Origin of the sequence: Arthrobacter glacialis (assembly GCF_002909415.1) — a bacterium.
In the GTDB taxonomy this organism is placed as follows: domain Bacteria; phylum Actinomycetota; class Actinomycetes; order Actinomycetales; family Micrococcaceae; genus Specibacter; species Specibacter glacialis.
In genome coordinates, this window is sequence record NZ_PPXB01000007.1 from 21,792 (window position 1) to 46,661 (window position 24,870).

General features: G+C 62.0%; 23 protein-coding genes. 9 read left to right on the forward strand and 14 right to left on the reverse strand.

Features of this window, described 5'->3' with window-relative positions; genetic code table 11:
* Nucleotides 1–8: 8 nt before the first annotated feature.
* From CVS28_RS10130 to CVS28_RS10145, 4 genes are all read left to right on the forward strand, one after another.
* Nucleotides 9–806 carry an ABC transporter ATP-binding protein gene (locus tag CVS28_RS10130; RefSeq protein WP_103481440.1) on the forward strand — a complete coding sequence of 266 codons (798 nt, stop codon included), beginning with the start codon at nucleotides 9–11 and terminating at the stop codon, nucleotides 804–806.
* Between the two features lie 69 nt (nucleotides 807–875).
* Nucleotides 876–1,898: an aliphatic sulfonate ABC transporter substrate-binding protein gene (locus CVS28_RS10135; RefSeq protein ID WP_103465661.1), complete on the forward strand. Its 1,023-nt coding sequence runs from the start codon at nucleotides 876–878 to the stop codon at nucleotides 1,896–1,898.
* Between the two features lie 6 nt (nucleotides 1,899–1,904).
* Nucleotides 1,905–3,428 carry a sulfatase family protein gene (locus CVS28_RS10140; RefSeq protein ID WP_103465662.1) on the forward strand — a complete coding sequence of 508 codons (1,524 nt, stop codon included), beginning with the start codon at nucleotides 1,905–1,907 and terminating at the stop codon, nucleotides 3,426–3,428.
* A gap of 56 nt (nucleotides 3,429–3,484) precedes the next feature.
* Nucleotides 3,485–6,568 carry a family 20 glycosylhydrolase gene (locus CVS28_RS10145; protein ID WP_103481441.1) on the forward strand — a complete coding sequence of 1,028 codons (3,084 nt, stop codon included), beginning with the start codon at nucleotides 3,485–3,487 and terminating at the stop codon, nucleotides 6,566–6,568.
* A 138-nt stretch (nucleotides 6,569–6,706) separates the two neighbouring features.
* Here CVS28_RS10145 and CVS28_RS10150 read toward each other — a convergent pair whose 3' ends face one another.
* The 5 genes from CVS28_RS10150 to CVS28_RS10170 all read right to left on the reverse strand — a co-directional run bounded on the left by CVS28_RS10150 (nucleotide 6,707) and on the right by CVS28_RS10170 (nucleotide 10,831).
* Nucleotides 6,707–7,261 (reverse strand): AAA family ATPase, encoded by a 555-nt coding sequence (locus tag CVS28_RS10150; protein ID WP_103481442.1) that lies wholly within the window; start codon nucleotides 7,259–7,261, stop codon nucleotides 6,707–6,709.
* Nucleotides 7,252–7,560: an AbrB/MazE/SpoVT family DNA-binding domain-containing protein gene (locus CVS28_RS10155; protein WP_103481443.1), complete on the reverse strand. Its 309-nt coding sequence runs from the start codon at nucleotides 7,558–7,560 to the stop codon at nucleotides 7,252–7,254. The genes CVS28_RS10150 and CVS28_RS10155 overlap by 10 nt, the downstream gene beginning before the upstream one ends.
* A gap of 18 nt (nucleotides 7,561–7,578) precedes the next feature.
* Nucleotides 7,579–8,580 (reverse strand): phosphoribosylaminoimidazolesuccinocarboxamide synthase, encoded by a 1,002-nt coding sequence (locus CVS28_RS10160; protein WP_103481444.1) that lies wholly within the window; start codon nucleotides 8,578–8,580, stop codon nucleotides 7,579–7,581.
* Between the two features lie 21 nt (nucleotides 8,581–8,601).
* Entirely contained in the window at nucleotides 8,602–9,921 is a 1,320-nt protein-coding gene (locus CVS28_RS10165; RefSeq protein WP_103481445.1) for an RNA-binding protein, read from the reverse strand.
* 148 nt (nucleotides 9,922–10,069) lie between these two features.
* Nucleotides 10,070–10,831, reverse strand: coding sequence for a dienelactone hydrolase family protein (locus tag CVS28_RS10170; protein ID WP_133159101.1), 762 nt, complete (start codon nucleotides 10,829–10,831; stop codon nucleotides 10,070–10,072).
* Nucleotides 10,832–11,032: 201 nt separating this feature from the next.
* Between CVS28_RS10170 and CVS28_RS10175 the strand changes: the two genes are divergently transcribed.
* Nucleotides 11,033–11,605, forward strand: coding sequence for an NADPH-dependent FMN reductase (locus tag CVS28_RS10175; RefSeq protein ID WP_103465837.1), 573 nt, complete (start codon nucleotides 11,033–11,035; stop codon nucleotides 11,603–11,605).
* 14 nt (nucleotides 11,606–11,619) lie between these two features.
* Here the strand turns inward: CVS28_RS10175 and CVS28_RS10180 are convergent, their stop codons facing one another.
* The 4 genes from CVS28_RS10180 to CVS28_RS10195 form a co-directional block, all read right to left on the reverse strand.
* Nucleotides 11,620–12,813, reverse strand: a complete 1,194-nt coding sequence (locus CVS28_RS10180) for a GDSL-type esterase/lipase family protein (protein WP_243399822.1) — start codon at nucleotides 12,811–12,813, stop codon at nucleotides 11,620–11,622.
* 182 nt (nucleotides 12,814–12,995) lie between these two features.
* Nucleotides 12,996–13,865: a metal ABC transporter permease gene (locus CVS28_RS10185; protein ID WP_103481446.1), complete on the reverse strand. Its 870-nt coding sequence runs from the start codon at nucleotides 13,863–13,865 to the stop codon at nucleotides 12,996–12,998.
* Nucleotides 13,862–14,605: a metal ABC transporter ATP-binding protein gene (locus CVS28_RS10190; RefSeq protein WP_103481447.1), complete on the reverse strand. Its 744-nt coding sequence runs from the start codon at nucleotides 14,603–14,605 to the stop codon at nucleotides 13,862–13,864. Before CVS28_RS10190 ends, CVS28_RS10185 begins: the two co-directional genes overlap by 4 nt.
* Entirely contained in the window at nucleotides 14,602–15,576 is a 975-nt protein-coding gene (locus CVS28_RS10195; RefSeq protein ID WP_103481448.1) for a metal ABC transporter substrate-binding protein, read from the reverse strand. The genes CVS28_RS10190 and CVS28_RS10195 overlap by 4 nt, the downstream gene beginning before the upstream one ends.
* Before the next feature lie 305 nt (nucleotides 15,577–15,881).
* Here CVS28_RS10195 and CVS28_RS10200 point away from each other — a divergent pair, with 305 nt between their 5' ends.
* Nucleotides 15,882–16,226: a hypothetical protein gene (locus CVS28_RS10200; protein WP_103465672.1), complete on the forward strand. Its 345-nt coding sequence runs from the start codon at nucleotides 15,882–15,884 to the stop codon at nucleotides 16,224–16,226.
* Between the two features lie 485 nt (nucleotides 16,227–16,711).
* Nucleotides 16,712–17,101, forward strand: coding sequence for a VOC family protein (locus tag CVS28_RS10205; RefSeq protein WP_103465673.1), 390 nt, complete (start codon nucleotides 16,712–16,714; stop codon nucleotides 17,099–17,101).
* Here the strand turns inward: CVS28_RS10205 and CVS28_RS10210 are convergent.
* The 3 genes from CVS28_RS10210 to CVS28_RS10220 all read right to left on the reverse strand — a co-directional run bounded on the left by CVS28_RS10210 (nucleotide 17,070) and on the right by CVS28_RS10220 (nucleotide 19,464).
* Nucleotides 17,070–18,356 carry an RNA polymerase sigma factor gene (locus CVS28_RS10210; protein WP_243399823.1) on the reverse strand — a complete coding sequence of 429 codons (1,287 nt, stop codon included), beginning with the start codon at nucleotides 18,354–18,356 and terminating at the stop codon, nucleotides 17,070–17,072. The genes CVS28_RS10205 and CVS28_RS10210 overlap by 32 nt on opposite strands.
* Nucleotides 18,338–18,715, reverse strand: a complete 378-nt coding sequence (locus CVS28_RS10215; RefSeq protein ID WP_103465674.1) for a YciI family protein — start codon at nucleotides 18,713–18,715, stop codon at nucleotides 18,338–18,340. Before CVS28_RS10215 ends, CVS28_RS10210 begins: the two co-directional genes overlap by 19 nt.
* A gap of 122 nt (nucleotides 18,716–18,837) precedes the next feature.
* On the reverse strand, nucleotides 18,838–19,464 hold the full coding sequence (locus tag CVS28_RS10220) for a LysE family transporter (RefSeq protein ID WP_165788126.1): 627 nt from the start codon (nucleotides 19,462–19,464) through the stop codon (nucleotides 18,838–18,840).
* Between the two features lie 68 nt (nucleotides 19,465–19,532).
* On the opposite strand from CVS28_RS10220, the gene CVS28_RS10225 reads away from it, so the two are divergent.
* Together CVS28_RS10225 and CVS28_RS10230 are read left to right on the forward strand one after the other, a co-directional pair.
* Entirely contained in the window at nucleotides 19,533–19,952 is a 420-nt protein-coding gene (locus tag CVS28_RS10225; RefSeq protein ID WP_103481451.1) for an Lrp/AsnC family transcriptional regulator, read from the forward strand.
* A 154-nt stretch (nucleotides 19,953–20,106) separates the two neighbouring features.
* Nucleotides 20,107–21,585, forward strand: a complete 1,479-nt coding sequence (locus CVS28_RS10230; RefSeq protein WP_103465677.1) for an MDR family MFS transporter — start codon at nucleotides 20,107–20,109, stop codon at nucleotides 21,583–21,585.
* Nucleotides 21,586–22,025: 440 nt separating this feature from the next.
* Here CVS28_RS10230 and CVS28_RS10235 read toward each other — a convergent pair whose 3' ends face one another.
* Together CVS28_RS10235 and CVS28_RS10240 are read right to left on the reverse strand one after the other, a co-directional pair.
* The gene (locus CVS28_RS10235) at nucleotides 22,026–22,757 is read right to left on the reverse strand and encodes a polyprenol monophosphomannose synthase (RefSeq protein ID WP_103481523.1); all 732 of its coding nucleotides are present in this window, start codon (nucleotides 22,755–22,757) and stop codon (nucleotides 22,026–22,028) included.
* A gap of 422 nt (nucleotides 22,758–23,179) precedes the next feature.
* Nucleotides 23,180–24,823 (reverse strand): amidohydrolase, encoded by a 1,644-nt coding sequence (locus CVS28_RS10240; protein ID WP_103465678.1) that lies wholly within the window; start codon nucleotides 24,821–24,823, stop codon nucleotides 23,180–23,182.
* Nucleotides 24,824–24,870 lie beyond the last annotated feature (47 nt).

Here is a 24,870-nt window from a genome sequence, read left to right on the forward strand (position 1 = left end):
GACCACCCATGACAACCACAACTCAAAATGCCATGATCCGCTTTGAAAACCTGCGCAAGGAATTCACCCTCTCCGGCACCACGTTCACGGCCTTGAATGGCGTCAACTTGGACATTGCCGACGGCGAATTCGTCACCGTGGTGGGCCCCTCCGGCTGCGGGAAGTCCACCATGCTCAATGCCGCCGCCGGCCTGCTGGATCCCAGCAGCGGGCGGGTCATGGTTGATGACCGCGAGGTGGACGGACCCAGCACCCGCACCGGCGTGATCTTCCAGCAATACGCACTGTTCCCTTGGCTTACTGTTCGCAAGAACGTGGAGTTCGGCCTGGAGCTGAAGAAAGTTCCCGCCAAGGAACGCCGTGTCATTGTGGACCACTACCTGGAACTGGTGGGCCTAACCCGTTTTGCCGACGCCCTGCCCAAGGAACTCTCCGGCGGCATGAAGCAGCGCTGCGCCATTGCCCGCGCCTACGCCGTGAACCCGGAAATCCTGCTCATGGACGAACCCTTCGGCGCCCTCGACGCACTGACCCGCGTCCACATGCAGGAACAGCTGCTGGAGACCTGGACCAAGGAACGCCGCACGGTCATGTTTGTCACCCACGACGTGGACGAGTCAGTCTTCCTGGCCTCCCGCGTGATTGTCATGGCTGCCCGGCCCGGGCGCATCTTTAAGGAAATCAAGATAGACCTTCCCTACCCTCGCACCGAGGAAATGCGGCTCTCGGATGAGTTCACCCGCCTCCGCGCCCAAGTTTGGGAAGCCGTCTACCACCAGCCAGGCGTGGCAGAAGCCCACCAGTAACACAGCTTTCCGCGTCATCCCCTTCATACCCCCTGCCCCGAGACGGGCAACAACTCTTCAGGAGACACCATGTCCTCAACATTTTCCCGCCGCAACGTCCTGCAACTGTCCATGGGTGCCGCAGCCATCTCCCTGCTGGCCGCCTGCGGCGCAAAAACTGACGAGGCTGGCGCCAACGCAGCCGTCAAAGAGGCTGTGGAGATCAAGGTTGGCTACATCGCCGACTACAACGGCGCAGCCCTGATGGCCGTAGCAGACCAAGAAGGCTACTGGGCCAAGGCAGGGCTTACGCCCAAGTACCTCCCCTTCACCAACGGCCCGCTGGCCATCCAGGCACTGGGCACCGACAACATTGACGTGGCCTACATCGGCTCCGGTGCACTGTGGCTGCCGGCGTCGGGCAAGGCAGAGATCTGGGCCGTGAACTCCGTCTCCAACGCAGACCGGATCATTGCACAGCCCGGCTACAAGACCCTGGCTGATTTGAAGGGCAAGAAGGTGGCAGTTCCGGCCGGCACCTCGGGCGACCAGCTGTTCTCACTGGCCCTGAAGAAGGAAGGCCTCACCCGCGAAGACTTCGAGGTCACTGCCATGGAACCGCCGGCAATCGTGGCAGCCTTCGCCTCCAAGCAGGTGGACGGCGCAGCCCTCTGGTACCCGCTGATCGACAGCGCCAAGAAGGGTCAGCCGGACCTGGTGGAGCTGTACTCCAACGAAGACTTCATCGACCAGCTCACCTTCCCCTCCACCTTCGTGGCAGGACCGGGCCGTGCCGCCAAGGACAAGGAGCTGGCCACCAACTTCATCTCCGTGGTCAAGAGCGCCAACGACTACCGCCACGCCAACCAGGACACCACCATTGCCCTGACCGCCACGTTCCTCAAGCTCAAGGAAGAGGACATGAAGGCCCAGGCCGGCGTGGCCAAGCTGTTCACCTCCAAGGAACTGGAAACTCTTTCCTCGGAAGGGACCGTCTACACCTGGCTGAACGCCCTGCAGGAACAGTTCAAGACGGCTGAAAAGATCAAGGAAGTTGTGGACCCCAAGACGTTCTACAACTCCGAACTGTTTGTCAGCGCACCGAAGGTATAGCTCTCCATGACTTCGCCAACACCGTCGAGCGCTCCAAACAAGCGCCAAAACATGCTGTTCCTGATGACGGACCAGCAACGCATCGACACCCTGGGCTGCTACGGCAACACCTCACAGCACACACCCAACCTTGACAGGCTCGCAGCGCGCGGGACAACGTTTGACCGGGCCTACACGCCCACGGCCATCTGCACCCCCGCGCGCGCCAGCCTGCTCACAGGCCTGCAACCCTTTGAGCATGGCTTGTTGGCCAACTATGAGTGGAACTCCGGGCACCGGGAGGAGCTTCCCGACGGGTTGCCCACCTTCTCCTCAGCCTTGATTGACCAGGGTTACCGGCTGGGTCATGTGGGCAAATGGCATGTGGGCAAGGACCGCGGTCCCGAGCATTACGGTTTTGAGGGAATCCACCTGCCCGGGGCACTGAACGTGTTCGATGATCCGGGCTATGAGGACTGGCTCAAGGCCAACGACCACCCTGACTTCCGCATCTCCTCCCCCGTGTACACCACACGTGCCGACGGCAGCCAGGGCCACCTGATTGCCGGCGTCACCGACCAGCCCACGGAAGCCACCTTTGAGGCCTTTCTGGCGGATCAAACCATCGCAAAACTGCGTGAATTCGCGGCCGGGGCGTTGCAGGGGGAAGACGGCACACCGTTCTTCCTCTCCTGCCACATTTTTGGCCCGCACCTGCCGTACCTGATCCCGCAGCAGTGGTATGACATGGTGGATCCGTCCACGGTGGAACTGCCCGGCTCCTTTGCCGAAACGTTCCAAGGCAAGCCCCTCATTCAGCAGGCCTACGCCGAATACTGGTCCACCGACTGCTTCACGGTGGATGAATGGAAGAAGCTCACAGCCGTCTACTGGGGTTACGTCTCGATGATCGACTACGAGGTGGGCCGCATCCTGGCTGTTCTGGATGAGCTTGGTTTGACTGATTCCACAGCTGTCATGTTCACCGCCGACCACGGCGAGTTCACCGGCGCCCACCGGCTCAACGACAAGGGCCCGGCCATGTATGAGGACATTTACCGCATACCCGCCATCCTGGCCCTTCCCGGCGAGATTGAGCGCCGTGAAGACCGTTTCATCAGCCTGCTGGACTTCACCGCCACCTTCCATGAGATCGCCGGCGCTGACGCATCCGGCGTTCAAGGACGGAGCCTGTTGCCGCTGGCCACCGGCGCGGAGGTTGAGGGTTGGCGCGAGGATATTCTGTGCGAATTCCACGGCCACCACTTCCCGTACGCCCAGCGCATGCTGCGCAACAAGGACGTGAAGTACATTGCCAACCCAGAAGGCATTGACGAGTTCTACGACATGGTGGCCGATCCCGATGAGCTGAACAACGTTATCAACGTCCCCATCTACCGGGAACGAGTTTCGGCCATGCGCCGGGAAATGTACCGCCAGTTGGTTGAACGGGGCGACAAGTTTGCCCAGTGGCTGGCCTTTGCCGGTGACATTCCCGCGAATGAGCGCGTACGCCCAGTGACCGCCGTCGAACGTTTCATCACTCAGTAGCACCACCCGAATCGGATGCCTCTTGCGGTCCCAAGAGAAGTAAAGCGAGTAATCGATTGAAAGCACTTAGAAGAACGACGACGGCCGGGCTCGCCTGCGCCGCCGCGCTCGGCCTGTTTGCTGCTGTCTTGCCCACAGCCTTTACAGCCCCGCAAGCCCAGGCAGCCCCGATTGTGGTGCCTGCGCCGGCACCGGCGGCAAGTCCCATCAATATTGCCAGGACAGGCACCGCCACTGCGCATATTGTTGAGGCCGCCATCCCGGGCAACGTTGCCGCAAACGCCCTGGATGGCAACACCGGCACGCGCTGGTCTTCATCAGCCGGTGACGCCGGCTGGTTCCAAGTAGAGCTGGCAGCCAGCGGCCCGGTAGACAATGTGAGGATCAACTGGCCCGCCGGCGCTGCACGTCAATTCACCTTGCAGACCTCGGCGGATGGCATCACGTGGACTGATGTCAAGTCCGTGACCAGCACCACCGGTCCGGCACGCATTGACGAAATCCTGGTGGGTGCTGCCAACGTTAAATACGTACGGGTGATGTTGGCCAAGCAGTGGGCGACGTTCGGCTACTCCATTTCCGAGTTTGAGATTTATGACAAGCCCCAGCCCGTGGTGCCTGAGAATCTGTCCTTGGTGCCGTTGCCCGTGGCCTCCGCCGTGACCGCGGCGGGAACATTCCGGTTGACCCCGTCCAGTCGCATTATTGCCTCCGGAGCAGCTGTTGACGCGGCCAACTACTTCGCCCAAAAAGCTCGCAAGAGCACAGGGTTTGCCCTGCCTGTGGTGGCCGGAACCGCCACCGCCGCCGACGTATCCTTCACCGTGGCGCCCGACAGCTCCGAAGCCAAGCCGGAAAGCTACACCATCCAAGCGGATGCCAACGGAGTCAAGGTGGCGGCCAACACCTCAGCCGGTGCGTTGAACGGCGTGCAGACCTTGCGCCAGCTGTTCCCGCAGTGGATTGAATCGGACATTGTTGTCAACACGCCGTGGACTGTGGGCGGTGCGGTCATCAGTGACTACCCGCGCTATGAGCACCGCGGCATCCAGATCGATGTGGCTCGCTCCTTCTACACCGTTGATGAGATGAAGGAGCACATCGACAACGCAGCCCAGTTCAAATACAACAAGCTGCACCTGCACCTCACCGATGACCAGGGTTGGCGCATTGCCATTGACCAGCCGGCAGCCAGCCCTGCCGGAATCAAGTACACGGATCTGACGGACATTTCCGGCAAGACGGCCATGACCTACAACGATGCCGGCGTTCTCCAGGGCACCGAGCTGGGCCACACGGGCTTCTACACCAAGGCTGACTATAAGGAGATTGTCCGCTACGCCGGTGAGAACGGCATGGTGGTGGTTCCGGAGATTGACATGCCCGGACACACCACTGCCGCGCTGCATGCCATTCCGCAGCTGAACTCAGCCGGTTCGGCACCCAAGCCGCTGGCTGGCCAGACCACCGCACCTTTCCAGGGCTCCGGCAATGTGGGCGCCTCCACCTTCGACGCGGACAGCGCAGCAACTTATGAGTTCACCAAGGAGGTCCTGACGCAGATTGCCGCCATGACACCCGGCCCGTATTTGCACATTGGCGGTGACGAGTCGCATTCCACTCCTATTAACAAGTACAAGGCGATGATTGAGGCCTTTGCGGCTCAGGTCAAGGACCTGAACAAGCAGGTCATCGGCTGGAACGAGTACTCCCAGGCCACGCTGCCCGCAGGCGCCGTGGTTCAGTACTGGGCCGGGAACCGCCAGGATGTTGCCAACAGGGTTATTGCCAATAACTCCAAGGTGATCCTCTCCCCCGCAGAGAAGACCTACATCCCGCAGAAGCAGGACGCCAGCCAGACCGCCGGCGGCACCTGGGCCTGCGGTGGTGGTGGTTGCACCCTGCAAAACCACTATGACTGGGATCCGGGGACGTACCTGCCCGGTGTTGGCGACGACCGGGTGCTGGGCGTGGAAACCGTGCAGTGGGGCGAATGGATCCGCGGCATGGACCAGACCGAAACCTACCAGTACCCGCGCACCCTGGCCACGGCCGAGGTTGCCTGGTCACCTCAGGCCAGCCGCAAATACACCGACTTCAGCAAACGTGCCAGCACTCTTGGCGGGCGCATGGCCCTCCAGGACTTGACTCACTTCAAGACAGCCGGCATCAACTGGAGCACTGCTCCTGCGGCCCCCGCAGCCAAACCGGCCATTGTGGATCCGGCGACCTTGCCGGCCACCTCACCCGTCAACTTGGCTGTTCCGGGCACCGAACTCAACGGCGGCGAATACCTCACCCTGAAGAACCTGCCCGCAGACACCTGGTTGCTCGCAACAGTTCACGGCGCAGGGATCAACCCACGTACCGTCAGTGGCGAGTGGGTTCGCAGCAATGCCGCCGGCGAGGCACCGTTCGTCATCCCCACGGGACTTGCCGCTGGGGCCCACATTGTGAGTGTTCAGGGCGCCACCGGGACCCTGACGGGGTTTGGCTCGGTGGCCATCGCTGCAGTGGTTCCGCCGACCACCGCGCCAGCAACGACTGCTCCCGCAACAACGGCACCAGCCACCACTGCTCCGGCAACTACGGCGCCAGCCACCACTGTGCCTGCGACCACGGCACCGGCAACACCGAGCGCATCAGTCACTCCTTCGGCAACACCGTCCGCAACGCAGAGTGCGTCGGCTCCGGCTGGTGGCATTGGCTTGAGCGCGGACAGTGTCTTTGCCGGTGGCAAGCTCACGATTACCGGCAAGGGCTTCAAGCCGGGGACGAGTGCAAGTTTCACTCTGCATTCCACGCCGGTGAACTTGGGTACTGCCACGGTTGATGCCCAGGGTGTTGTGTCCTTGAGTGTGAGCCTGCCGGCGGATGTGGCTGCTGGCCAGCACTCCATTGTGATTGATGGTGTGGGTGTTGACGGCCAGGCCCGTCAGCTGAGTGCTGCTTTGACCATCACGGCTGCAGCAGTCACCCCGACAACCACCCAGGGAACCGCTGCAACAACCACCCCGGCTGAGGATGACTTGGCAAACACCGGGGCCAACGCCACCGTGTTTGGCGGACTGGCAGTGTTGCTGCTCCTGGCAGGTGGCACCGTGTTCGCGGTGAACCGTCGCAGGACGGCCAGCCACTAACCACAGTCAGTGATTAGCAGCCAGTAGTTAGCAGTCAGCTTGTCCTTGGGGCGGGCACCGGAAACCACTTCCGGTGCCCGCCCCAAGTTCTTGGTCCCGATTCCGCAGCAGCGTCCAGGGCTGCGGGAGCGAAAGACTTTAGTGCGCGGCGTTTCCCAGCAGGGCGAGAACTGCCAAGGCCATTTCAGCTGTTGAGTCTTCTTCGCTGGCATGGGAGGTGTCTACGACGGTGCACCCGTTGGCCTCAGCAAGCTCTTTGTATCGAGCAATGTAGTGGCGGTGCGCGGCCAGGGATTCTTCGGGCTCATCACGTTGCGCCAGCCTAGCCAGCGTTGTGGGAAGGTCGGTCCAGCACACAATGGTGGGGATCCACAACGTCCAGTGGTCCTGGAAAGCCTTGCCATCCACCAGCGAAGCCACAGTCATCCACGACCTGTCCAAAATGGCAGGTCCAGCGTGGCTCGCTGACTCGAGGGCGTGTTCCAGCGCTGATGCGCCAATGCGGAGCACCTCAGCAGTGTCTCCCGACTCGCTGGCTCGGGTCAGTTCCTGCCCACGGCTCCCCCCAAAGGGACGCAGGTAGGACATGCCCAACTGGGCAGCGACGTTCTTGGCAATGGTGGTCTTTCCGGTGCCATCATGGCCATCGATGCCCACCACGCCCCGAATGACCTGCCCATCAACTACCCCCATGGATGCAACGCAACGGTGTGCGACTCGTCATCCAATTCGAAATAGAAATGCCGCTCCTTGCCGCCTTCGAGTACCTTCAAGGCGTCCCCACGCACCTCCATTTGGCCGCTGGGCGAAACCCGGAATCCGCCGTCGGCCGTTGCCGGGGCGAGAAGCACAACGTCTCCCTTAACAGCAACTGTCACACGGGAGCCGGTTTTGGGCTTCATGCCCAGGGCCTTGCGCGCAGACACCGGCAAGGTGATGACACCCCCGGGCGAAACCTTTGTTCTGGTGTTCTTGATGGTTAACATGCTCATGACGGAATCTCCTTTGCGTTATTGCTGGTGGCTGGTGTGTGATGGCCCAAAAAGCATGGAATGCAGGCGGGCATAGCGTTCAAGAATCGAGTCCGGACCGCCGCCGCTGCGCCATTGATCCTTGTCGAGAGCGTCAGCGTCATCCGCGGCATGGGTTCGCACCCGCATGCAGTCAGGGCTGATTTCCCCGTAGACAGTGCCGCTACTTTGATCGATGAAGAAGCAGATGTCGATGAGCTTCAGCCCTCCGGCCGTGAAAAAATCTTCCAGCCAGCCGAAAGTGTCCCGAGCAAGGTGTTTTGCCCGCTGCACGTCTTTGGTCCACAGCGCGGCGTAGTCGTCTGGCAGCGGTTCGTCAGCCAGCCGGTTGCCCTCACGATCCGTCAGGGGGTGCCGCCAGTCGAAACAGACGATTGGATCAGCGAAGCGGTCCCAGCGCTGCAGCGCAGGGCCGGAGACAGTGGGGTGTTCGTCTGTGAAAAGATACCTGTGGATCGGAGAACCAATGTGGTAGCGCTTGACGCGCGTCTCCAGGTTGCACACCTCCACCCGGCGCTCCGCCAGCAGCGGACCTGCCGGTGACTCCACCAGGGCAAGAAAGGCCGAGGAGAGGGTATAGGCGCCCGGTGACAACGCCATGGCCCGGAAGATTTCTGCCGAGAACCGGGCCCGAATCTCCTCGGTGCCCTCCACCACCCCATAACGGTTGTTGGTGAACGAATACAAGGTGGGCAAGAGCTTGGCCAAGGCAATCTTGGGGGTCAGCAGGCGGATTTCCTTGCTGTCGCCAAGCACCAGGAGTGGTAGCTTGGAGAAATCAAACGTGATTTGCTGCAGGATCTGGTCCATGAAGGAGTGCCGTGGGTGGCTCAGGTCCACCCGCAATTCCTCACCGCAGGGCCCGCTCAGGACTACCTGCGCCGCGGTGGAGGCAAGGAGTTCCACCTCCAGCTCCACGTCAAGACATTGGTCAAGGATGAGGCTGGCGGCCGGACTCCGGTGGAGGGTGGAGGTGGGCATGGGTGATCTCCTTTTCTCGGTTCACGCTTGCTGGCGGACAACGCTAAAGCGCTCGTTCAGGGCACGCAGCGCGGCACCTGTTGCCACCGCTGATTCCGCCAACGCCAGTCCGGGGTCACCCTCGCCGACAAGTCGCTGCATCTCGGGGGTGCGGAAGCCGCAGACCGACTCCAACCACTCATGTACCTGGTTTTTGGTGAGCTTCTGGTCCATGGCACCAAAGGTTCCCTTGGCGATGTTGGCTGGAATCTTCACAAAATACTCAAAAAGGTTGTGCAGGTCATCTCCTGAATCCGGCTGATGCGCCAGGGCAGCGCCCACCATCCCCAGCTGCTGGCGTTGCCGGACCATTCCGAAGCTGAGGTTGCGCATCATCAGATCCGGCGTGGATTTGGCTGGCACCCTTGCCTCACCGTAGATGCAGAGGCCGTAGCTGGCCAGATTGTCGCCCGAGAGACACTGCATACGCCACAGTTCCTGCGCCGAGTAGATGCCAACGTTCAATTCCTTGCCGGCAAAGCTTGGCGAGGTGCCATGCAGTTTCCGCAGAACTGTTTCCGGATGTTTCACCACCAGGACCAGATCGTAGTCGGCAAAGTTCTGGCTGTTCACACTGGAGCCATACACCACCACACACTCGAGCTCAGGGCCGAGCCGTTCTTTAAGGTCATTCATGAATGCAAACCGCGGCCGCAGCTCCAACGGGACTTCGCCGTGCGACAGGCGGACTTCGGTGACAGTGCCCGGACCGTCAAGATGGTTGATGATTTCTTCAAAACAGCGGCGGATCCCCAGAAGCCTGTCCAGATCCGCGATGTCGGAGCTGTGGGCCATAACATTCACCTCATCCGTCAAGGTTTGGCCTGAAACACCGGGAATCAAACCCATGGAAGCGTACCTGCCTGCCTGCCAGAGCCGGTCGTACTTGCTGCCCAAGGTACCGGAGCTGTAGCGGGATTGGACCACGGCGGCGGAAAGCGTCACCGAGGCCAGAAACATCACCGACTCCAGCCACAGCCGCTGCAGGGCGCCATCGCCGAACTGGCCCTGCGTGGGTGCCATCGGGGCCCCGGCGGAGATCCCTGAGCGCACAGCTGCCTGGTAGAAACGGGGGTGAAAAACTGAAGCCCACTGCAGTGAGAACGGTGAAATGACGCGGGGGTTTTCAAGGTGCTCCCCGGCCGCCCACGTATGGATGCCCAGGAGTTCGGCACCGGAAACTTCACGGTCAGTGTAGATGTAAGTGACTCGGAAGGGTGTCCCACGCCATGTGGGCGGCCGATCGACGGCCATCACCTCGCGGACAGCGGCTGGAACTACTTCCGCCAATCCAGCAGACATCACAGCCCCCTGCCCCAGGCGGCCTACCGCTCCCCAGCGCCCCACAGCCACCTCGCCATTGTTACCCCAATGTTCCGCCCGGTGAAAGCGAGTGTCAATTGACCAAACGGACAATGAAACGTATGCCACGCATTGCCGGGCACCGACGTCAGGGCGCAGCCACCAGGCGCTCACGCAGGAACGAGCGGACACCGGCCATGGCTTCCCCGCTGGCCGAAGGTCCGGTGAGGGTGGAGTGCTTGCGTCCTTCGGATCCGCTCAAGGGAAACGTCTGCATTCGCTCGCCTCCGAGCAGTCTTTGGGCGGCCGCAAGCTTGGCTGCCGGTGACATGCAGTCACGACGGTACCGGTAGCCGTGCACCCGCAGGTCGATGCGGTCATTCAAGGTTTCACGGTCCTTACGGGAGAGCCCCAACGCGCAGGGCCAAACCGGAATGGCGGGCTGGGCCATCACAGCCGCCGCCACGCGAGGATCGACGGCAAGCGCAAGCGCAAAGTTGCCGGAGAAGCACATCCCGATCACACCGTATGGATCATTGCGCCGACGCGCCACGTGTTCGTCGGCAAAATCCCTGAGCCAGCCCACATCCGCACTAACCGCATGCCTGGCCATGACATGCACTTCGCGGCGCACGCATATCTGCTTGAGGGACTGCAAGCCCTTCGGGTCACCATCACGCCCAAGGATGGACGGAACAACCACCCTGAAGTCCTGGGACAGTGTGTCGACCAACGGTACGAGATTCCGCTTGATTCCAGGGAACTCGTGCATGAGCATCACGCTCGGCAGCTCAAATTCAGCTCGGCCATGGTCGATCACATAAAACGCATGGGCATGGTCCATGTGCGGAAAGGAATGCTCTTGCCAATGGTCCGGGGGCCATTTCGCCCCGGCGCCCGCCTCAGTCATGTGGCCCCCATAGCTTCAACCCGATGGATTACTGCCCCATTGCGCCTAGTGTAGCCGCGGCCGGCTGACGCGCGCCAGAAGTTTTAGGGGCCGCCGTGGTGCTCCGGGATAAGCCGCCGGGAAAGCATGGACGCGGCGGACAGCGAGGTCTACATTGAGAGCTGCGGGCAAGTGCCCGGCACAGTCTCCACGGAAGGACAGCTGATGAGCTACACAGTGGGAGTTTTTGTTGGCAGCACGGCATCAGATTCCATCAACAAGAAGTTGGCAAAGGCCTTGGTGAAACTGGCGCCGCCGGAACTCAAGCTCGTGGACATTCCCATTGGCAAGCTGCCGCTGTACAGCCGCGACTACGACGCCGATTTCCCGGCCGAAGCCCGCGCCTTCAAGGCGTCCGTGGACGCAGTGGATGCGATCATTTTTGTGACCCCGGAGTACAACCGCAGCATTCCCGGCGCCTTGAAGAACGCCATTGACTGGGGGTCGCGGCCGTGGGGTTCCAATTCTTTTGCCAAGAAGCCCTCAGCCGTGACCGGCACCTCCCCCGGCCACATCAGCACGGCTGTGGCCCAGCAGCACCTGCGCAGCATCCTGTCGTTTGTGAATTCGCCCGAATTGGCCAACCCGGAGTGCTACATCCATTTCACCGAGGGCCTGATCGACGATGACGGCAACGTCACCGTTCCGAGCACCGAGGAATTCCTGCGGCACTGGTTGCAGGAGTTCCACATTTTTGTTGTCAAGGTGGTGGGTGCGCAAAAGATCACCGTGTAGGCCGGTGGCCGAGCTCAGGCACCGAAGGGCGCCCCTGGAGCGAACGCCAGCGCGGCGAAGCGCTCCCCGATGACGTGATGCGTTGTTTCATCGGGGTGCAGGGCGTCAGGGAGCGGGAGCTCGTACTCATCGTGCGCGCCGTAGAGTGCCAGCCCGTCCAGATAGTGGATGTTGGCATCGTCTTGGGCCCGCTGGCGAACGATCCGCTCCAGCTCTTGCCGAATCACTTGGAGCGTGAGTTTCCCGGCAGGAATATCAGCCGGGTCCCCTGTTGCACAGAATCGAATCTCACCGGATGACAGTGCCGCCAGGTCAAAAGCCCCGGGGCCCGGAGTTCCCTCATGGATGGCACAGTGGATGGGCGACACCACCAGAAGAGGCGTGCTGGGGTGGCCGTCACGGAGGGTGTCCAGGAAGCCATGAACTGCCGGCCCAAAGGCACGCAGCCGCATCAAGTCCAGGTTAACGAGGTTGATGCCAATTTTCACGCTGATCAGATCGGCGGGGGCATCGCGCATGGCCCGTGCAGTGAATTGGTCCAGAAGTGCACTTCCGCGCAATGCCATGTTGCTCAGCTCCACACCGCCCAAGCGCGCAGCAACGGCCGGCCAAATCGCCGTAGGCCGGGTGGCATTGGAGCCGTGGCTGATGGAACTGCCGTGGTGCAACCACACCGGCAACCCGGTTGCCGGAGCCAGCTCCACGGAGGCATCCGTGCGCAGCGCCACGACCTCCGTCTGCTCATTGTGCGGCAGCCACAGTTCAATGGAGTTGGTGCCCTCCGGCAGCCCAGTGAAGCGACTGGTGCACACCGGGCCCGCTGCCTGGCTGACGGCACCGGTGGCCATGTCGATGGTGGTGGTGTTGCCGCCGCGGGTGGCGGAGCTGGCCATCACTGCGCCATTCACCACAAGTTCAATCACGCCGTCGGGCTGCGCCGGAGCACCGGAGTAGGAAAGTCTGGAACGCACTGTGTCCAGCTCCACCGTGCTGGCGCTGCTGCGAAAGGCCAGGCGCACCCCGGAGGGCTGGGCTTCCGCCATCACTAACTGGGCGTCGTGGTTCGCTTGGGCCAATGCCTTTGCCGGGAGCCGGTGCGGCACAGTGCCCCGGCCTGTTTGTTCAAGCTCCTGCGCACCTTTGAAGAAGCCTGCCGGGATGGGTGAGGTGGTGGTCCAGTTCAAGATGGCAATGCTCCCGTTCTTCACCTGCACCGTCTGGGCGCATGGGGTTGTACGTGGGGTCCCTCGTGTTGGGCTCGACCGAAAATCCGGCCAGGAGACCAGCCTAATACGCTAGCTTGCCAGTCATGCAAGGAATGACGACGAACGGCGCCAAAGCAGTCCCGGCGGGGCAAATACGCTGGGCCGGGTCGCCGCTCTGGAGCCGCTTAGGCGGCAGCCAGCTTCCGGCGTCGTACGGCTTTGATACGGGTGACCAGCAAGCCATGACGCGGACTGAACAAGTAAACCAGGGTAAATGCTGCGCCCTGAGTCAGGACCACCATGCCTCCGGAAGCGGCGTCAAGGTAGTAACTGGCGTAAAGGCCCACCACGGCGCAGACTGCCGAGATGCTGGGGGCCAGGATCAGCATCCGACCGAAACGGTCGGTGAGCAGGTAGGCCGTGGCCCCGGGAATGATCAGCATGGCCACCACCAGCACCACACCCACCGCCTGCAGTGCCACCACCGAGGTCAGCGCCAGCAGCCCCAGCAGGAACGCCCCGAGCATGCGTGGATTCAGCCCGATCGCGTGGGCGTGGGTGGGGTCGAACGCGTAGAGGGTGAAGTCCCGGCGCTTGATGACAAGGATGACCAGGGTGATGGCGCCCAGCACCAGCACCTGGATCAGGTCGGAGTGGCTGAGCCCCAGCAGGTTGCCGAAAATGATGTGGCTGAGGTCGGTTTGGCTGGGCGTGACGGAGATGAGCACCAGTCCCAGGGCAAACAGCGTGGTGAACACAATACCAATGGCTGCATCCTCCTTGACCCGGCTGGTGTCGCGTACGGCGCCGATCAAGGCTACGGCCAGGAAGCCGAAGATCACGGCCCCAACGGCGAAAGGCGCGCCAACAATGTAGGCCAGGACAACCCCCGGCAGGACTGCGTGCGAGACGGCGTCGCCCATGAGTGACCAGCCAATGAGCACCAGCCAGCACGACAGGACGGCGCAAACCACAGCAGCTATGACTGTCACGGCCAGTGCCCGCTGCATGAAGACGTAGTCGAAGGGTTCCAGCAGGAAATCAAAGATGGTCATGGGGTGCTCTCGCTTCGGATGGCGATATCCAGGCCAAAGGCAAGCGCCAGGTTTTCTGGCTGCAATACGTCGTTGGGCGTGCCATGCAGCAGAACCCTGTGCATGAGCAGCACGGCTTCATCAGCCAAATCGGGCAGCGCATGGAGGTCGTGGGTGGAGACAAGAATGGTGGCACCGTCCCTGGCCAGTTCCCGCAGGAGCTCACAGATCGTGGCCTCGGAACGTTTGTCCACACCGGCAAATGGCTCATCGAGCAGGAGGGTGGTTGCCTCCTGGGCAATGCCGCGGGCCACAAAGGCACGCTTCTTCTGGCCCCCTGACAGCTGGCCAATCTGGCGGTGCGCGTACTTGGCGAGCTCAACACGGTCCAAGGCCTCGGCCACGGCCAGCTTGTCTGCCTTGCGTGGCCGGCGGCTTGGCCCCATGTGTCCATACCTGCCCATCATGACAACATCCTGCACCGAGAGTGGGAACTGCCAGTCCACGTCCTCGCTTTGGGGAACATAGCTGACGACGCCGGACCGGCGGGCTTTCGCTGGCGTGGCACCGTCGATGGTGACGGTTCCGGCGTCGGGCTTCACCAAACCCATGATGGCCTTGAACAAGGTGGATTTGCCCGAACCGTTCATGCCCACCAGGCCGCAAATCCGCCCTTTGTCAAGGCTGAGGGTGGCCTGGTCCAGCGCCAGCACATCCCCGTAGTGGACGGTTACAGCCTTAACATCAATGGCGACGCTCATGATGTGCCTCCTGGCTGGGTTCCTGCGGGTGCGCCGGTGAGGGCGGTGGTGATGACCTTGGCGTCGTGCCGAATCAAATCCAGGTAGGTGGGGACGGGGCCGTCGGCTGCTGACAGCGAGTCAACGTACAGCGTTCCACCAAAGCTGGCATGGGTGGCCTCCACCACTTGCTCCATGGGGGCCGCGGATACGGTTGACTCGCAGAAAACAGCCGGAACCTTGTTGCTACGGACAAATTCAATCACCCCGGAGATCTGCTGGGGTGTGGCCTGCTGTTCTGCATTGACGGCCCAGATGTACTTTTCCGTTAGTCCAGCATCACGGGCCAAATAGGAGAAGGCACCTTCACAGCTGACCAGGGCACGCTGGTTTTCCGGCAGGACCGCCAGATCTGCCACCAGGTCATCCTGCACCCCCTGAAGCGTCGCGTTGTAGGCGGCGCCGTTGCTTTCATAAACGGAAGCGTTGGCCGGATCCAGTTTGGTAAAGGCCTTCACCATGTTGTTCACGTAGATCTGCACGTTGGCCGGCGACATCCAGGCGTGCGGGTTTGGCTTGTCTTTGTAGGCGTCCTCTGTGATGTTGATGGACTCCACACCGTCGCTCATCACAGCGTGCGGCGCCTTCACGTCCTGCACAAATTGTCCAAACCACGCTTCAAGCCCCATGCCGTTGTCCAGGATCAGATCCGCTTTGCTGGCCTTGCGGATGTCCGCCGGGGTGGGCTCGTAGCCGTGAATCTCCGCACCGACCTTGGTGATCGATTCGACGCGCAGCTTGTCTCCAGCCACATTCTGGGCAATGTCGGCCAGAACCGTGAAGGTGGTCAGCACCACGGGGCGGTCATCCTGGCCGCCACCGTCTGGCAGGTCAGCAGCCCCGCACGCCGTGAGGGTCAAGGCGAGAAAAGCGGCACCGGCCGCCAGCGCACGACGGAGGAGTTTGGGTCGCGTGGAGGAAAATATTGCCATGCCCTGAGAATAGTTTAGGCGCGCCGAAATTTCAAATGTCGGAGCGCCGTAATATACGACTCGTGGCATGTTGTGCGGCCATGTGCACCTCCTGTCCCCGTCCACGGCAAGCAGCCCGCGGAAGCCGGCGAAGATTCTCTCCTTTGACCTGATGTTTGGCGTTTTCTGATGGCTGCTTGGGACAGAATCGACCTATTGACCGGGGCAGGTGATTCTGCCAATGTGGAGTGTGTGACACCTCGTTCATTGCTGGGCGTTGGCCGAGTTGCCCGCATAATTGTCCCGCACAATCGAAGGGGTTGGACATGAGAATCAACAAGGCAATCCGACTGGCAGTACCGGCCGCGGCCGCTACAGTGTTGCTGGTGCTCGGAGCCTCCGGGCCAGCACTGGCCGACCACACCCACGTCAAAGTTGTCGGCAACGGCGAATGCATCACTGTGGCCGCAGGCTCAGGTGAATCGGAGGTCGACCTTCCCACAGCCGTGTTCCAGGGCAACCCCAACGTCGACATCATCGAGGCGGACGGCCTGACACATCCCCTGCACGTGCTGGTGCACCGTGGAGTGCCCGGAGATCACCTGTCTCTCTACGTGCTGGGCAGCCCGGCAGCCCTCGCGGCCTGCCCGGGTGAATTGCTTAACCACTAGAGGCACGGCCCAGAAACCCGAATCCGGGGCCAGACCGGAGCCCCAACGTCTGATCATTCAGGCCAATAACGACCGCACGTGGCGACAGTCATCGTGTTGGCATCCGCGCTGCGTTCTTGGTCGGCAACAAGCGCTTCGCCACGTGCTGCCGCAAGCCCAGTTGGCCACCTCGTTGCGTCGGGCCACAGCCAATCAGCCGTGCGGCCCGGTCCGCTGCCGTTCGGTGCTGCCCCATGTTTGGGCGGACGTCTCGGTTACGCAGGCTGTCGCCGGTTGGGCCGGCTCCACCGCTACCGATCGTCGTTGCGCCATGAATGCTGGTTTGGCCGACGACCAAGACCCAACGAAATGTCCGTCACCGCATGCACATGCAAAACGTGGAATGAGTCACAGGGAAAAATGGAAATCGAGCATTGCGTCGACTGCCAGCTGGCGTTGGCCGGGAAATCTACCGCGTGGGTAGGGCTGCAACGAAGGGAATGATCATGACTGACATCAATTTGGGCCCGGTGGGGCAGATCTCCCGGAGGGTGGGCAACATTGACCAGGCCGTTGCCTGGTACCGGGACGTACTGGGCTTGACGCACCTGTATACCTTTGGCGAGCTTGCGTTCTTTGACCTGGCCGGCACGCGGTTGTACCTGACCACTGCGGATGAAGACCCCGGGAATCCAGGCGAATCAGTCCTCTACTTCAAGGTGCCGGACATCCACGGCGCCCACCTGGCGCTGGCGGCGCGAGGGGTCACGTTCGCAGCCGCCCCGCACATGATTTTCAGGCACGAATCCGGCGCTGAGGAGTGGATGGCGTTCTTCACCGACCCCGACGGCCACACTCTGGCCATCATGGCGCAAACCGATCCGGTTCGGCCCTGACGTCAGCCGCGCGGTGCAGGAGGTACTCGCGCACTGCGGGCCGCCCAGTCAGGGCAGCTGCCGTGGCGAAGGCAGCCTGGGCTTCTGCACTTCGCCCGGCCCGGTCCAGAAGCTCCGCCCGTGTGGCGTGAAAAGGCTGGAAATTCTCGACAGCGGATGCTTCCGTGCGCTTGTCCGTTGCCGCCATGGCCTCCAGCTCCGCGAGCCCTGCCGCCGTTGACTCGGCCCGCCCCATGACTGCCGCCAGGGCGACGCGCGATCCAAAGCTGGGAGCCACCACCAATAGCGCAGAATACAGGGTGCGCAGTGCAGCCCAGTCGGTCTGCGCAGTGCGGAACCTGTTGCAGTGAACGGCCTGGATGGCTGCCTCCAGCTGGAATCGCCCGGGCGTGCCCGCCGACGTTGCCCGGCGCAGGAACTGCTCCCCTGCACCGATGAGGCGCGCATCCCACAACGTTGTGTCCTGCTCATCAAGGGGAACAAAGCCGTGTACTGATGCGTGTGTCCGGGCCAGGGAGAGCGTGATGAGCGCGGCCAGGCCCCACGGTTCCGGCTCCGAGTCCAACAAGGCAGCCAGTGTGATCGCCAGGTACTGTGCTTCGCCGGAGAGATCCCCACTGTCCTTGCCGTGATCGGAGAAGGCGATGGCGTAGCAGCCGTAAATGGCCTCCAGCACTGCCGGCAGCCGTTCCGGCATGGCGTGGCGGTCCGGCACGGCAAAGGGAATGCGGGCATTCTTAATCCGCTGTTTGGCTCGTACCAGCCGTTGCGCCATGGCAGTGGCAGGTACCGCGAACGCCGCAGCTATCCGCGAAGCGTCAAAGCCAAGAACCGTTTGGAGCATCAGCGGGGTGCGCACGCCAGGTTCTATGGCGGGATGGGCGCACACAAAGAGCAACTCCAGCCGTTTGTCGCCAATGGCGTCAGGATCGACGGCACCCAGAGGGGACACGGCGTCGTATGCACTGTCTGCGGCAGCATCCAACGGCGCAGAGGTGCGCTGAAACGAGGACTTCCAAAGGTCGCGCTGCCGGTTACGGGCCACAGTCAGCAACCACCCTTCCGGATTGCGGGGAACACCGCCGCCGGGCCACTTCACGAGAGCCTGCTCAAACGCTGAGGCAAGGGCATCCTCGGCCAACGCCACATCTCCGGTGGAAGCGGAGAGCAGCGCAATGAGGCGCCCGTAGGAGGCCCGGGCCACGTGCTCGGCAGCGACCCGGGCCTCCGCAGAGCTCAGGTGTTGGGCTGCCACGTTCCGTCAACCGTGTACGTCGCCCCCGGCCGCACCTCCACCGCACCCCACGCAATGGATGGCGCCTGCCTGCCCCAGCCGATGGCGACGTCCAGATTCTCCACGTCGATCACGAACGTCCCGCCCAACTGTTCCTTCGTGTCGGCGAACGGCCCATCCTGAACCTGCAGGACGCCGTCGGGCATGCTCAGGGTTGTGGTGCTCCCCGACGGTTGGAGAACCTCCGCGCTGACCAGGACACCGGCTTGCTGGAGTGCCGTGGCATAGCTGGCGAAGGCGCGCTGGCCCTCCGCCATCGCCTCGGCACCGATCGATTCAACATCACCCTCCGGGTAGTGCAATAACAATGTGTAGCGCATGACGTAAGTCTCCTACTTCCTCGTGGCGCCGTCTAGGGAACGGTGCTTCATAGCCATGACGATTGACCGCGACCCCAATCGACACAGGATCAACTACACGAGCTCGACGGCGCGGGGAACCTCTACGTGGCCGCGGAAGAGATGATGGCGGCCACTCCCAAGGCCAGAACTAGTGAATGTCCCGCCATGTTCAGCAGGCGCTGGGCACGGGCGGTGATCCGGCCGCGCAGGGCATGTCCCACCAACACCAGGCCAAGCTGCCAGCCGAACGAGGCCACGGCAACGCCCAGAACAAAGGCCAGTGCGGCGCCAGGTGAGCCCAGAGCGGCGCCCAGACCCACCGTCAACGCGGCAAAGTAGACAAGAGTTGCCGGGTTGATCGCGGTGAGGCCTGCAAAGACCAGAAATCTGTGTCCCTTGGCCGGCGGTGAAGACAGCTCGTGGCGTGAAGGACTGGCAGCGAGGGTTTTGAACAGGCCGGTTCCGCCCAAGGCGATGAGTGCCAGTCCGCCCAGCAAGCGCGGAATGCTGCCCCACGATGCCACGATGGGAGCCGCCATTGACCCCACGGCCACGGCCAGGGCGCAGTAGCTGGCGTCCATAAGCCCCACGGCAAGGGCGGCCGGTGACGCTCTCTTGAAACCGACGGTGAGCCCCTCCCGGATCAGAAGTATGCCGATGGCTCCCAGGGGCGCTGCCAGTCCGATCCCGGCTAGCAGTCCCCCGGCGAAGGCATAAGTGATGTCCATGGATCCACTATCTGCCCCTGCCATCGCGTTCACTGAGAATCTGACGGCTCAACGGATAGAATCGCGGCATGGACAGTACAGACGAGACTATTCTCAGCATTTTTCGGCAGGAAGCGCGGATTTCCTTCAGTGAGCTGGGTGCCCGCATAGGGCTGAGCACCAACGCGGCATCCGCCCGGGTGCGGCGGCTTGAAACGAACGGCGTAATTGTGGGCTATCAGGCCGTTCTTGCCGGTGACGTGACCCAGAACGGACCCCATCTTGAAGCCTTCATCGATGTACGCCTGAAGCCTGACGGGGACTCGACCGCATTCCTCGCCTGGACCAGCGCCGAGCCCGCAATCCGTGATGCCGTCCATGTCACCGGTCCCTACGACTACATCCTTCACGTGGTGGTGCCGAGCACCAAGGCCCTTGACCAGCTGCTGCGCAAACTCAAGGCCGACGGCGGCGCCGCTCAGACGCAGACTCGGCTGGCCCTGCGTTAGAACCTTCAGACCATGGGAAAGAATGTTCCAAAGCCCGGGAATAGATACAGTCAGTTCAGCGCTTGCAAGGAGTGAGTCGGCAGCGCAAGCGGCAACCCAGCACTGCGGCGCCTCGGCACCACCACATTTTCACATCCAGGATCAGGAACCATTCATGTCAAAACCCAGCACAACCGTGCCTGAACGGCTCTCGGCGCGGGACCGCACCACTATTACAGTGCTGCTGGTTTCGGCGTTCGTGGTGATCTTGAACGAAACCATCATGAACGTGGCTTTGCCGCGCCTGATGCATGAGTTCGACGTCTCCGCCTCCGCCATCCAATGGCTGGCAACCGCGTTCATGCTCACCATGGCAGTGGTGATCCCGGCAACGGGCTACCTGCTGACCCGTTTCCCCATCAGGACAGTTTTCATCCTGGCCATGGGGCTGTTTTCCGCCGGAACTTTGCTTGCCGGTCTGGCTCCGGGCTTTGAGGTTCTGCTGGCAGCCCGCGTCATCCAGGCATCGGGTACGGCCATCATGATGCCCTTGCTGATGACCACCATTTTGGATCTGGTTCCCTCCCACCGCCGCGGCGCTGTGATGGGCAACGTGTCCATCGTGATCTCGGTGGCTCCGGCCATTGGCCCCACGCTCTCCGGGATCATCCTGCATTCCCTGTCCTGGCGCTTCATGTTCTTGTTTGTGCTGCCCATTGCGGTCATTGCACTGATCCTGGGCTCACGCCTGCTGCCCACCACCTCCGAACGGGCTGCTTCAAGGCTCCACATTCCTTCCGTGCTGATCTCCATCCCGGCGTTTGGTGGGCTAGTCTACGGGCTCAGTGGCATCGGCTCGGTTGATGCAGCCACCCAGCAGCTGGCCATAGTTGCCCTTGTTGTGTCACTGATTTCCCTGCTGGCATTCGTGCTGCTCCAGCTCCGCCTGCAGCGCAACGACGGCGCCCTGCTGGACATGCGCCCGTTTGTCTACCGCCAGTTCACGCTGTCACTGTCCCTGATGGTCATGGCCATGGTGGCCTTGTTCGGTGTGATCATCTTGCTGCCCATGTACCTGCAGAACGTGCGCGGCTTGGAAGTCCTGAACACGGGATTGCTGATGCTCCCCGGCGGGCTACTCATGGGCCTGCTGGCACCATTTGTTGGAAAGCTGTTTGACAAGGTAGGCGCCCGACCGCTCCTCATCCCCGGCGGCATGCTCCTCTCCGCTGTCCTGTTCGGCTACACCCGGCTGGATGAAAACACCTCGCTGGTCATCATTGTTGGCCTGCACCTGCTGATGTCCATTGCACTGGCGTTCATCTTCACCCCGGCCTTCACCGCCGGACTGAACCCGCTGCCGCATTCGCTGCACTCACACGGCTCCGCGATGCTCTCAACCCTTCAGCAACTGGGTGGCGCAGCGGGCACGGCCCTGCTGATTGGTGTCATGACGGCTGGAACGTTGTCAGCCGCTGAGGCAGGCAAGGATGCCATTGCTGCACAGGCCAGCGGATTCAGCAACGGATTCATGGTGGCAGCGTTCGTTTCGCTGGGAATCGTGGTGATCGCAGCCTTCATGGCCCCGGCCAAAAAGGCCAAGGCCGAAGCGGCTTTGGACAACCATGAACTGTCCAGCCAGGGAGTTCACTAGCCTTCTCTAGATTGATCAACAAGTCGCTCGGCGTCGAAGGGTAGTCCCCACGCCCTCCCGTTCGAGAAATGCGCCCCGTTCCGCTTGTGGCACCCGGTTAACGGGGCGCCTGAAGCGGGACGGGGCGCATTTTTCATGGGCCCTGCTGTTGGGTTCCGGCTTGGGCGTCAATGAGCAGGCTACGGAGGCGAAACAGGCGATTTCTCGCCCCTGACTGGACAGATCATGCCGCTTCGGCGGATTTTGGCGGCATGATCTGCCCAGTGACCGCGCAGTCAGGCCACGTGACGCCGCATCGCAGCGCTATCCACCGGCGCCACCGCCTGCGGCAGCCCGCGTCGCGTATGTAGGCGGCGCCCATCGAACCCACACCAAAACACCACGGGACAGCAAAAGGCCCCTTCCGCCGTCGTGAGCGAAAGGGGCCAAAGGCAAAGAAGCTACTTGTTGCGGCCTGTCAACTTGTTCCAGCGCGCAGTCAAGCCCCACTTGGTTACGTTGACCATGGCTTCCTGGACAATGTTGCCGCTCATCTTGGAGGCACCAAATTCGCGCTCCACGAAGGTAATGGGAACTTCCACAACCTTCATGCCTTTCTGGCAAACGCGCCAGAGCATGTCCACCTGGAAGCCGTAGCCCACCGACTCAACAGCGTCGAAATCGAGCGCTTCAAGAGTGCTGCGACGGAAGGCCCGGTAACCGCCGGTCACGTCGCGGATCGAGATGCCCAAGATGACGCGTGAGTACAAGCTGCCGCAGGTGGAGATCAGCTTGCGGTGCAGCGGCCAGTTAACCACCTTTCCACCGGGAACCCAGCGCGAACCCAGGACCAGGTCTGCGCCTTGGTCAATGGCATCCAACAGCAGGGGCAGTTGCTCGGGCTGGTGGGAGCCGTCGGCATCCATTTCCACCAAAACGTCGTAGCCGGCGTCAAGGCCCCAGGTGAAGCCCGCCAAATAGGCAGCCCCCAGGCCTTCCTTGCCCGCACGGTGCAGCACATGCACAGCGGGATCGTTGGCAGCGAACTCGTCAGCCCATTGGCCTGTTCCATCGGGACTGTTATCATCAGCGACCAGCACATCCGCGTGCGGGACGGCTGCACGCAGGCGAGTCAGCGTTTTAGGCAGCGACTCAATCTCGTTGTAGGTGGGAATGATTACAAGGACACGCAACAATTGGTGCCTTTCCGTGGTGAATGTAGAAAAGAGTGGAGAGCCCTGGTCAGCAACCGCTGGTGCCAAGTCACGGCATATTCCACACAGCGGCGGGGAAGTCAGCGCCAAATGACCATTATAGGCGAAGCGGCTGGGGCAAAGATAAGTCCACGCGCCTTCGGACCAATTAAGACACGCGCCAATGGCACCATGCTTAGTTGTTTTCTAGTGGCGCGTGAACCTATCTCCCTAGCGTCGGTCAAGCTGAACTTAACACCGACCGGGACTCTCCCAAAGGAGGTTCTCCGCTCCCCTAAAACTAATTGCCCAAGACCTGCCTGTCAACACGTTCCTGACCTGCACGGATAGGTGTTTGTGCAGGTCAGAGTACTTGTTACCGCGAGGTAATTGCTGGTGGGCAGTTGAAAAACCTCCCAATACTAGGGCTGTGTGTCTGCGGTGCTGAAGTCTTCGCTGGAGTACAGTTCACGGCCCAGGTGCACCGTTTGCAGGCAACGTGGGTCGTTCCCGGTATCCAGGGCTGGCAGCAATGGAGTGCGGGCGCGCGGATCCGTGGACCAGGACTGCACCCTGTCATCGGCCACCTGAACCATGAGGGCATCCACATCCCAAATGGCAAAGCTGGCCGGGGCGCCAGGAGCCAGCTGGCCAAGGAATGGATTCTCGGACTTTGCTGCCCTCCACCCGGCACGGGTGTGGCCAATAAAGGCTGCCCGCGCCGAGATGCGGGAGGTCGACTCATGGTGATTCAGCGCAGCCCGGACACTGGCCCAGGGGTTCAACGGTGTCACGGGAGCGTCCGAGCCGAAGCACAGCGGAACACCTGCCTCATAGAAGCGCGCCAGTGGGTTAAGGTCACGGGCCCTCTCTACACCAAGACGTTGGGCATACATGCCTTCCGGGCCGCCCCAGAGGGCGTCAAAACCCGGCTGCACGGAGACCGTGACAGCGTGCTGTGCCAAAGTTGCCATGGCCTGCGCGTCAACCATTTCAGCATGTTCAAGACGGTGGCCGGCAGCCCGGATCTTGTCGATGCCTACCCGCGCAGCAGCAATCTCGAGGCCTTCAAGGGCAAGGTCCATGGCGCCGTCACCGATGACGTGGAAGCCACCGGTCAGGCCCAGTTCAGAGGTTGCAGCAAAATGGTCCGCAACTTGTTCAACACTCAAATGTGCAGCACCGATGGAGTTGGGGGCATCGGCATAGGGAAGTCGCAGGAGTGCTGAGCGGGAACCCAGTGAGCCGTCAATGTTGATGTCGCCGGCCAAGCCCAGCACTGCCGGGCCCAGAAGGGCCAGAAGCTCACGCGCCTGGTCAACACTGGAGACCAGTTCGCCCCAGTACGGCAAAATTTGCGGCAGCGCCTCGGCGGCATCGGCTGCGGTCAACGCTGTCAGTGCAGCCAGATCATCAATGGAGCCCACATGCGGCGCACTCATTTCGGCCAAGGCCACATAACCGTTGGCAGCAGCGTGGCGCAGGGCCCGCTGCTGGGTCGCCTGGCGTTGTTCCGGAGTCAGGGAACGGGCCACTTCTCGGGCCTTGATGTGCGCGGCGCCACTGACCAGGCCCTCACCGTCCCAGCCCGCCAAGGAACTCAGTCCGCAGCGCTGCGCCAGGGCGGAGGAGACAACACCCGAGTGCACGTCCACGCGGGCCAGATAGACCTCGCGGCCTCCTGTAGCCCTGTCCAGTTCGGCAGCAGTGGGTGGCCTGTTCTCCGGCCAGTCTGTGCTGTCCCAGCCATATCCGAGCACCAGTCCCACGGTGTTCCCCGCGGCTGCCGCCACACTGTCCAGCAAATCCTTCACCGACGTGGCCCCGGCCAAGTCAACGGAGTCCAGGGCCAAGCCCGTTTCCGTGACGTGAACATGTGAATCCACAAATCCGGGCGCCACCAGTGCCCCGGCAAGATCCACCTCCCGCATCCTTGAATCCAACAGCGACGTGGCGGCATGTTCGGAGCCGACCCACGCCACCACGTCCCCGTCCACCAGCATGGCCGTGGCGAGAGGATCGGCTGCGCTATACACAGAACCATTCCTGTACAAAGTCAATGACATGAGAAATGCAGTCCTTTCAACAAACTGTTCACAATCTTTTTTCCAAG

Excerpts from the sequence above, each read along its gene's own strand:
- CVS28_RS10205 (WP_103465673.1), top strand. The coding sequence starts at position 16,712 with ATGACTGACATCAATTTGGGCCCGGTGGGGCAGATCTCCCGGAGGGTG.
- CVS28_RS10165 (WP_103481445.1), bottom strand. The coding sequence starts at position 9,921 with ATGTCTGCTGGATTGGCGGAAGTAGTTCCAGCCGCTGTCCGCGAGGTG.
- CVS28_RS10220 (WP_165788126.1), bottom strand. The coding sequence starts at position 19,464 with ATGGACATCACTTATGCCTTCGCCGGGGGACTGCTAGCCGGGATCGGA.
- CVS28_RS10225 (WP_103481451.1), top strand. The coding sequence starts at position 19,533 with ATGGACAGTACAGACGAGACTATTCTCAGCATTTTTCGGCAGGAAGCG.
- CVS28_RS10135 (WP_103465661.1), top strand. The coding sequence starts at position 876 with ATGTCCTCAACATTTTCCCGCCGCAACGTCCTGCAACTGTCCATGGGT.
- CVS28_RS10170 (WP_133159101.1), bottom strand. The coding sequence starts at position 10,831 with ATGACTGAGGCGGGCGCCGGGGCGAAATGGCCCCCGGACCATTGGCAA.
- CVS28_RS10160 (WP_103481444.1), bottom strand. The coding sequence starts at position 8,580 with ATGCCCACCTCCACCCTCCACCGGAGTCCGGCCGCCAGCCTCATCCTT.
- CVS28_RS10200 (WP_103465672.1), top strand. The coding sequence starts at position 15,882 with ATGAGAATCAACAAGGCAATCCGACTGGCAGTACCGGCCGCGGCCGCT.
- CVS28_RS10230 (WP_103465677.1), top strand. The coding sequence starts at position 20,107 with ATGTCAAAACCCAGCACAACCGTGCCTGAACGGCTCTCGGCGCGGGAC.
- CVS28_RS10215 (WP_103465674.1), bottom strand. The coding sequence starts at position 18,715 with ATGCGCTACACATTGTTATTGCACTACCCGGAGGGTGATGTTGAATCG.
- CVS28_RS10190 (WP_103481447.1), bottom strand. The coding sequence starts at position 14,605 with ATGAGCGTCGCCATTGATGTTAAGGCTGTAACCGTCCACTACGGGGAT.
- CVS28_RS10140 (WP_103465662.1), top strand. The coding sequence starts at position 1,905 with ATGACTTCGCCAACACCGTCGAGCGCTCCAAACAAGCGCCAAAACATG.
- CVS28_RS10185 (WP_103481446.1), bottom strand. The coding sequence starts at position 13,865 with ATGACCATCTTTGATTTCCTGCTGGAACCCTTCGACTACGTCTTCATG.
- CVS28_RS10240 (WP_103465678.1), bottom strand. The coding sequence starts at position 24,823 with ATGTCATTGACTTTGTACAGGAATGGTTCTGTGTATAGCGCAGCCGAT.
- CVS28_RS10155 (WP_103481443.1), bottom strand. The coding sequence starts at position 7,560 with ATGAGCATGTTAACCATCAAGAACACCAGAACAAAGGTTTCGCCCGGG.
- CVS28_RS10130 (WP_103481440.1), top strand. The coding sequence starts at position 9 with ATGACAACCACAACTCAAAATGCCATGATCCGCTTTGAAAACCTGCGC.
- CVS28_RS10150 (WP_103481442.1), bottom strand. The coding sequence starts at position 7,261 with ATGGGGGTAGTTGATGGGCAGGTCATTCGGGGCGTGGTGGGCATCGAT.
- CVS28_RS10195 (WP_103481448.1), bottom strand. The coding sequence starts at position 15,576 with ATGGCAATATTTTCCTCCACGCGACCCAAACTCCTCCGTCGTGCGCTG.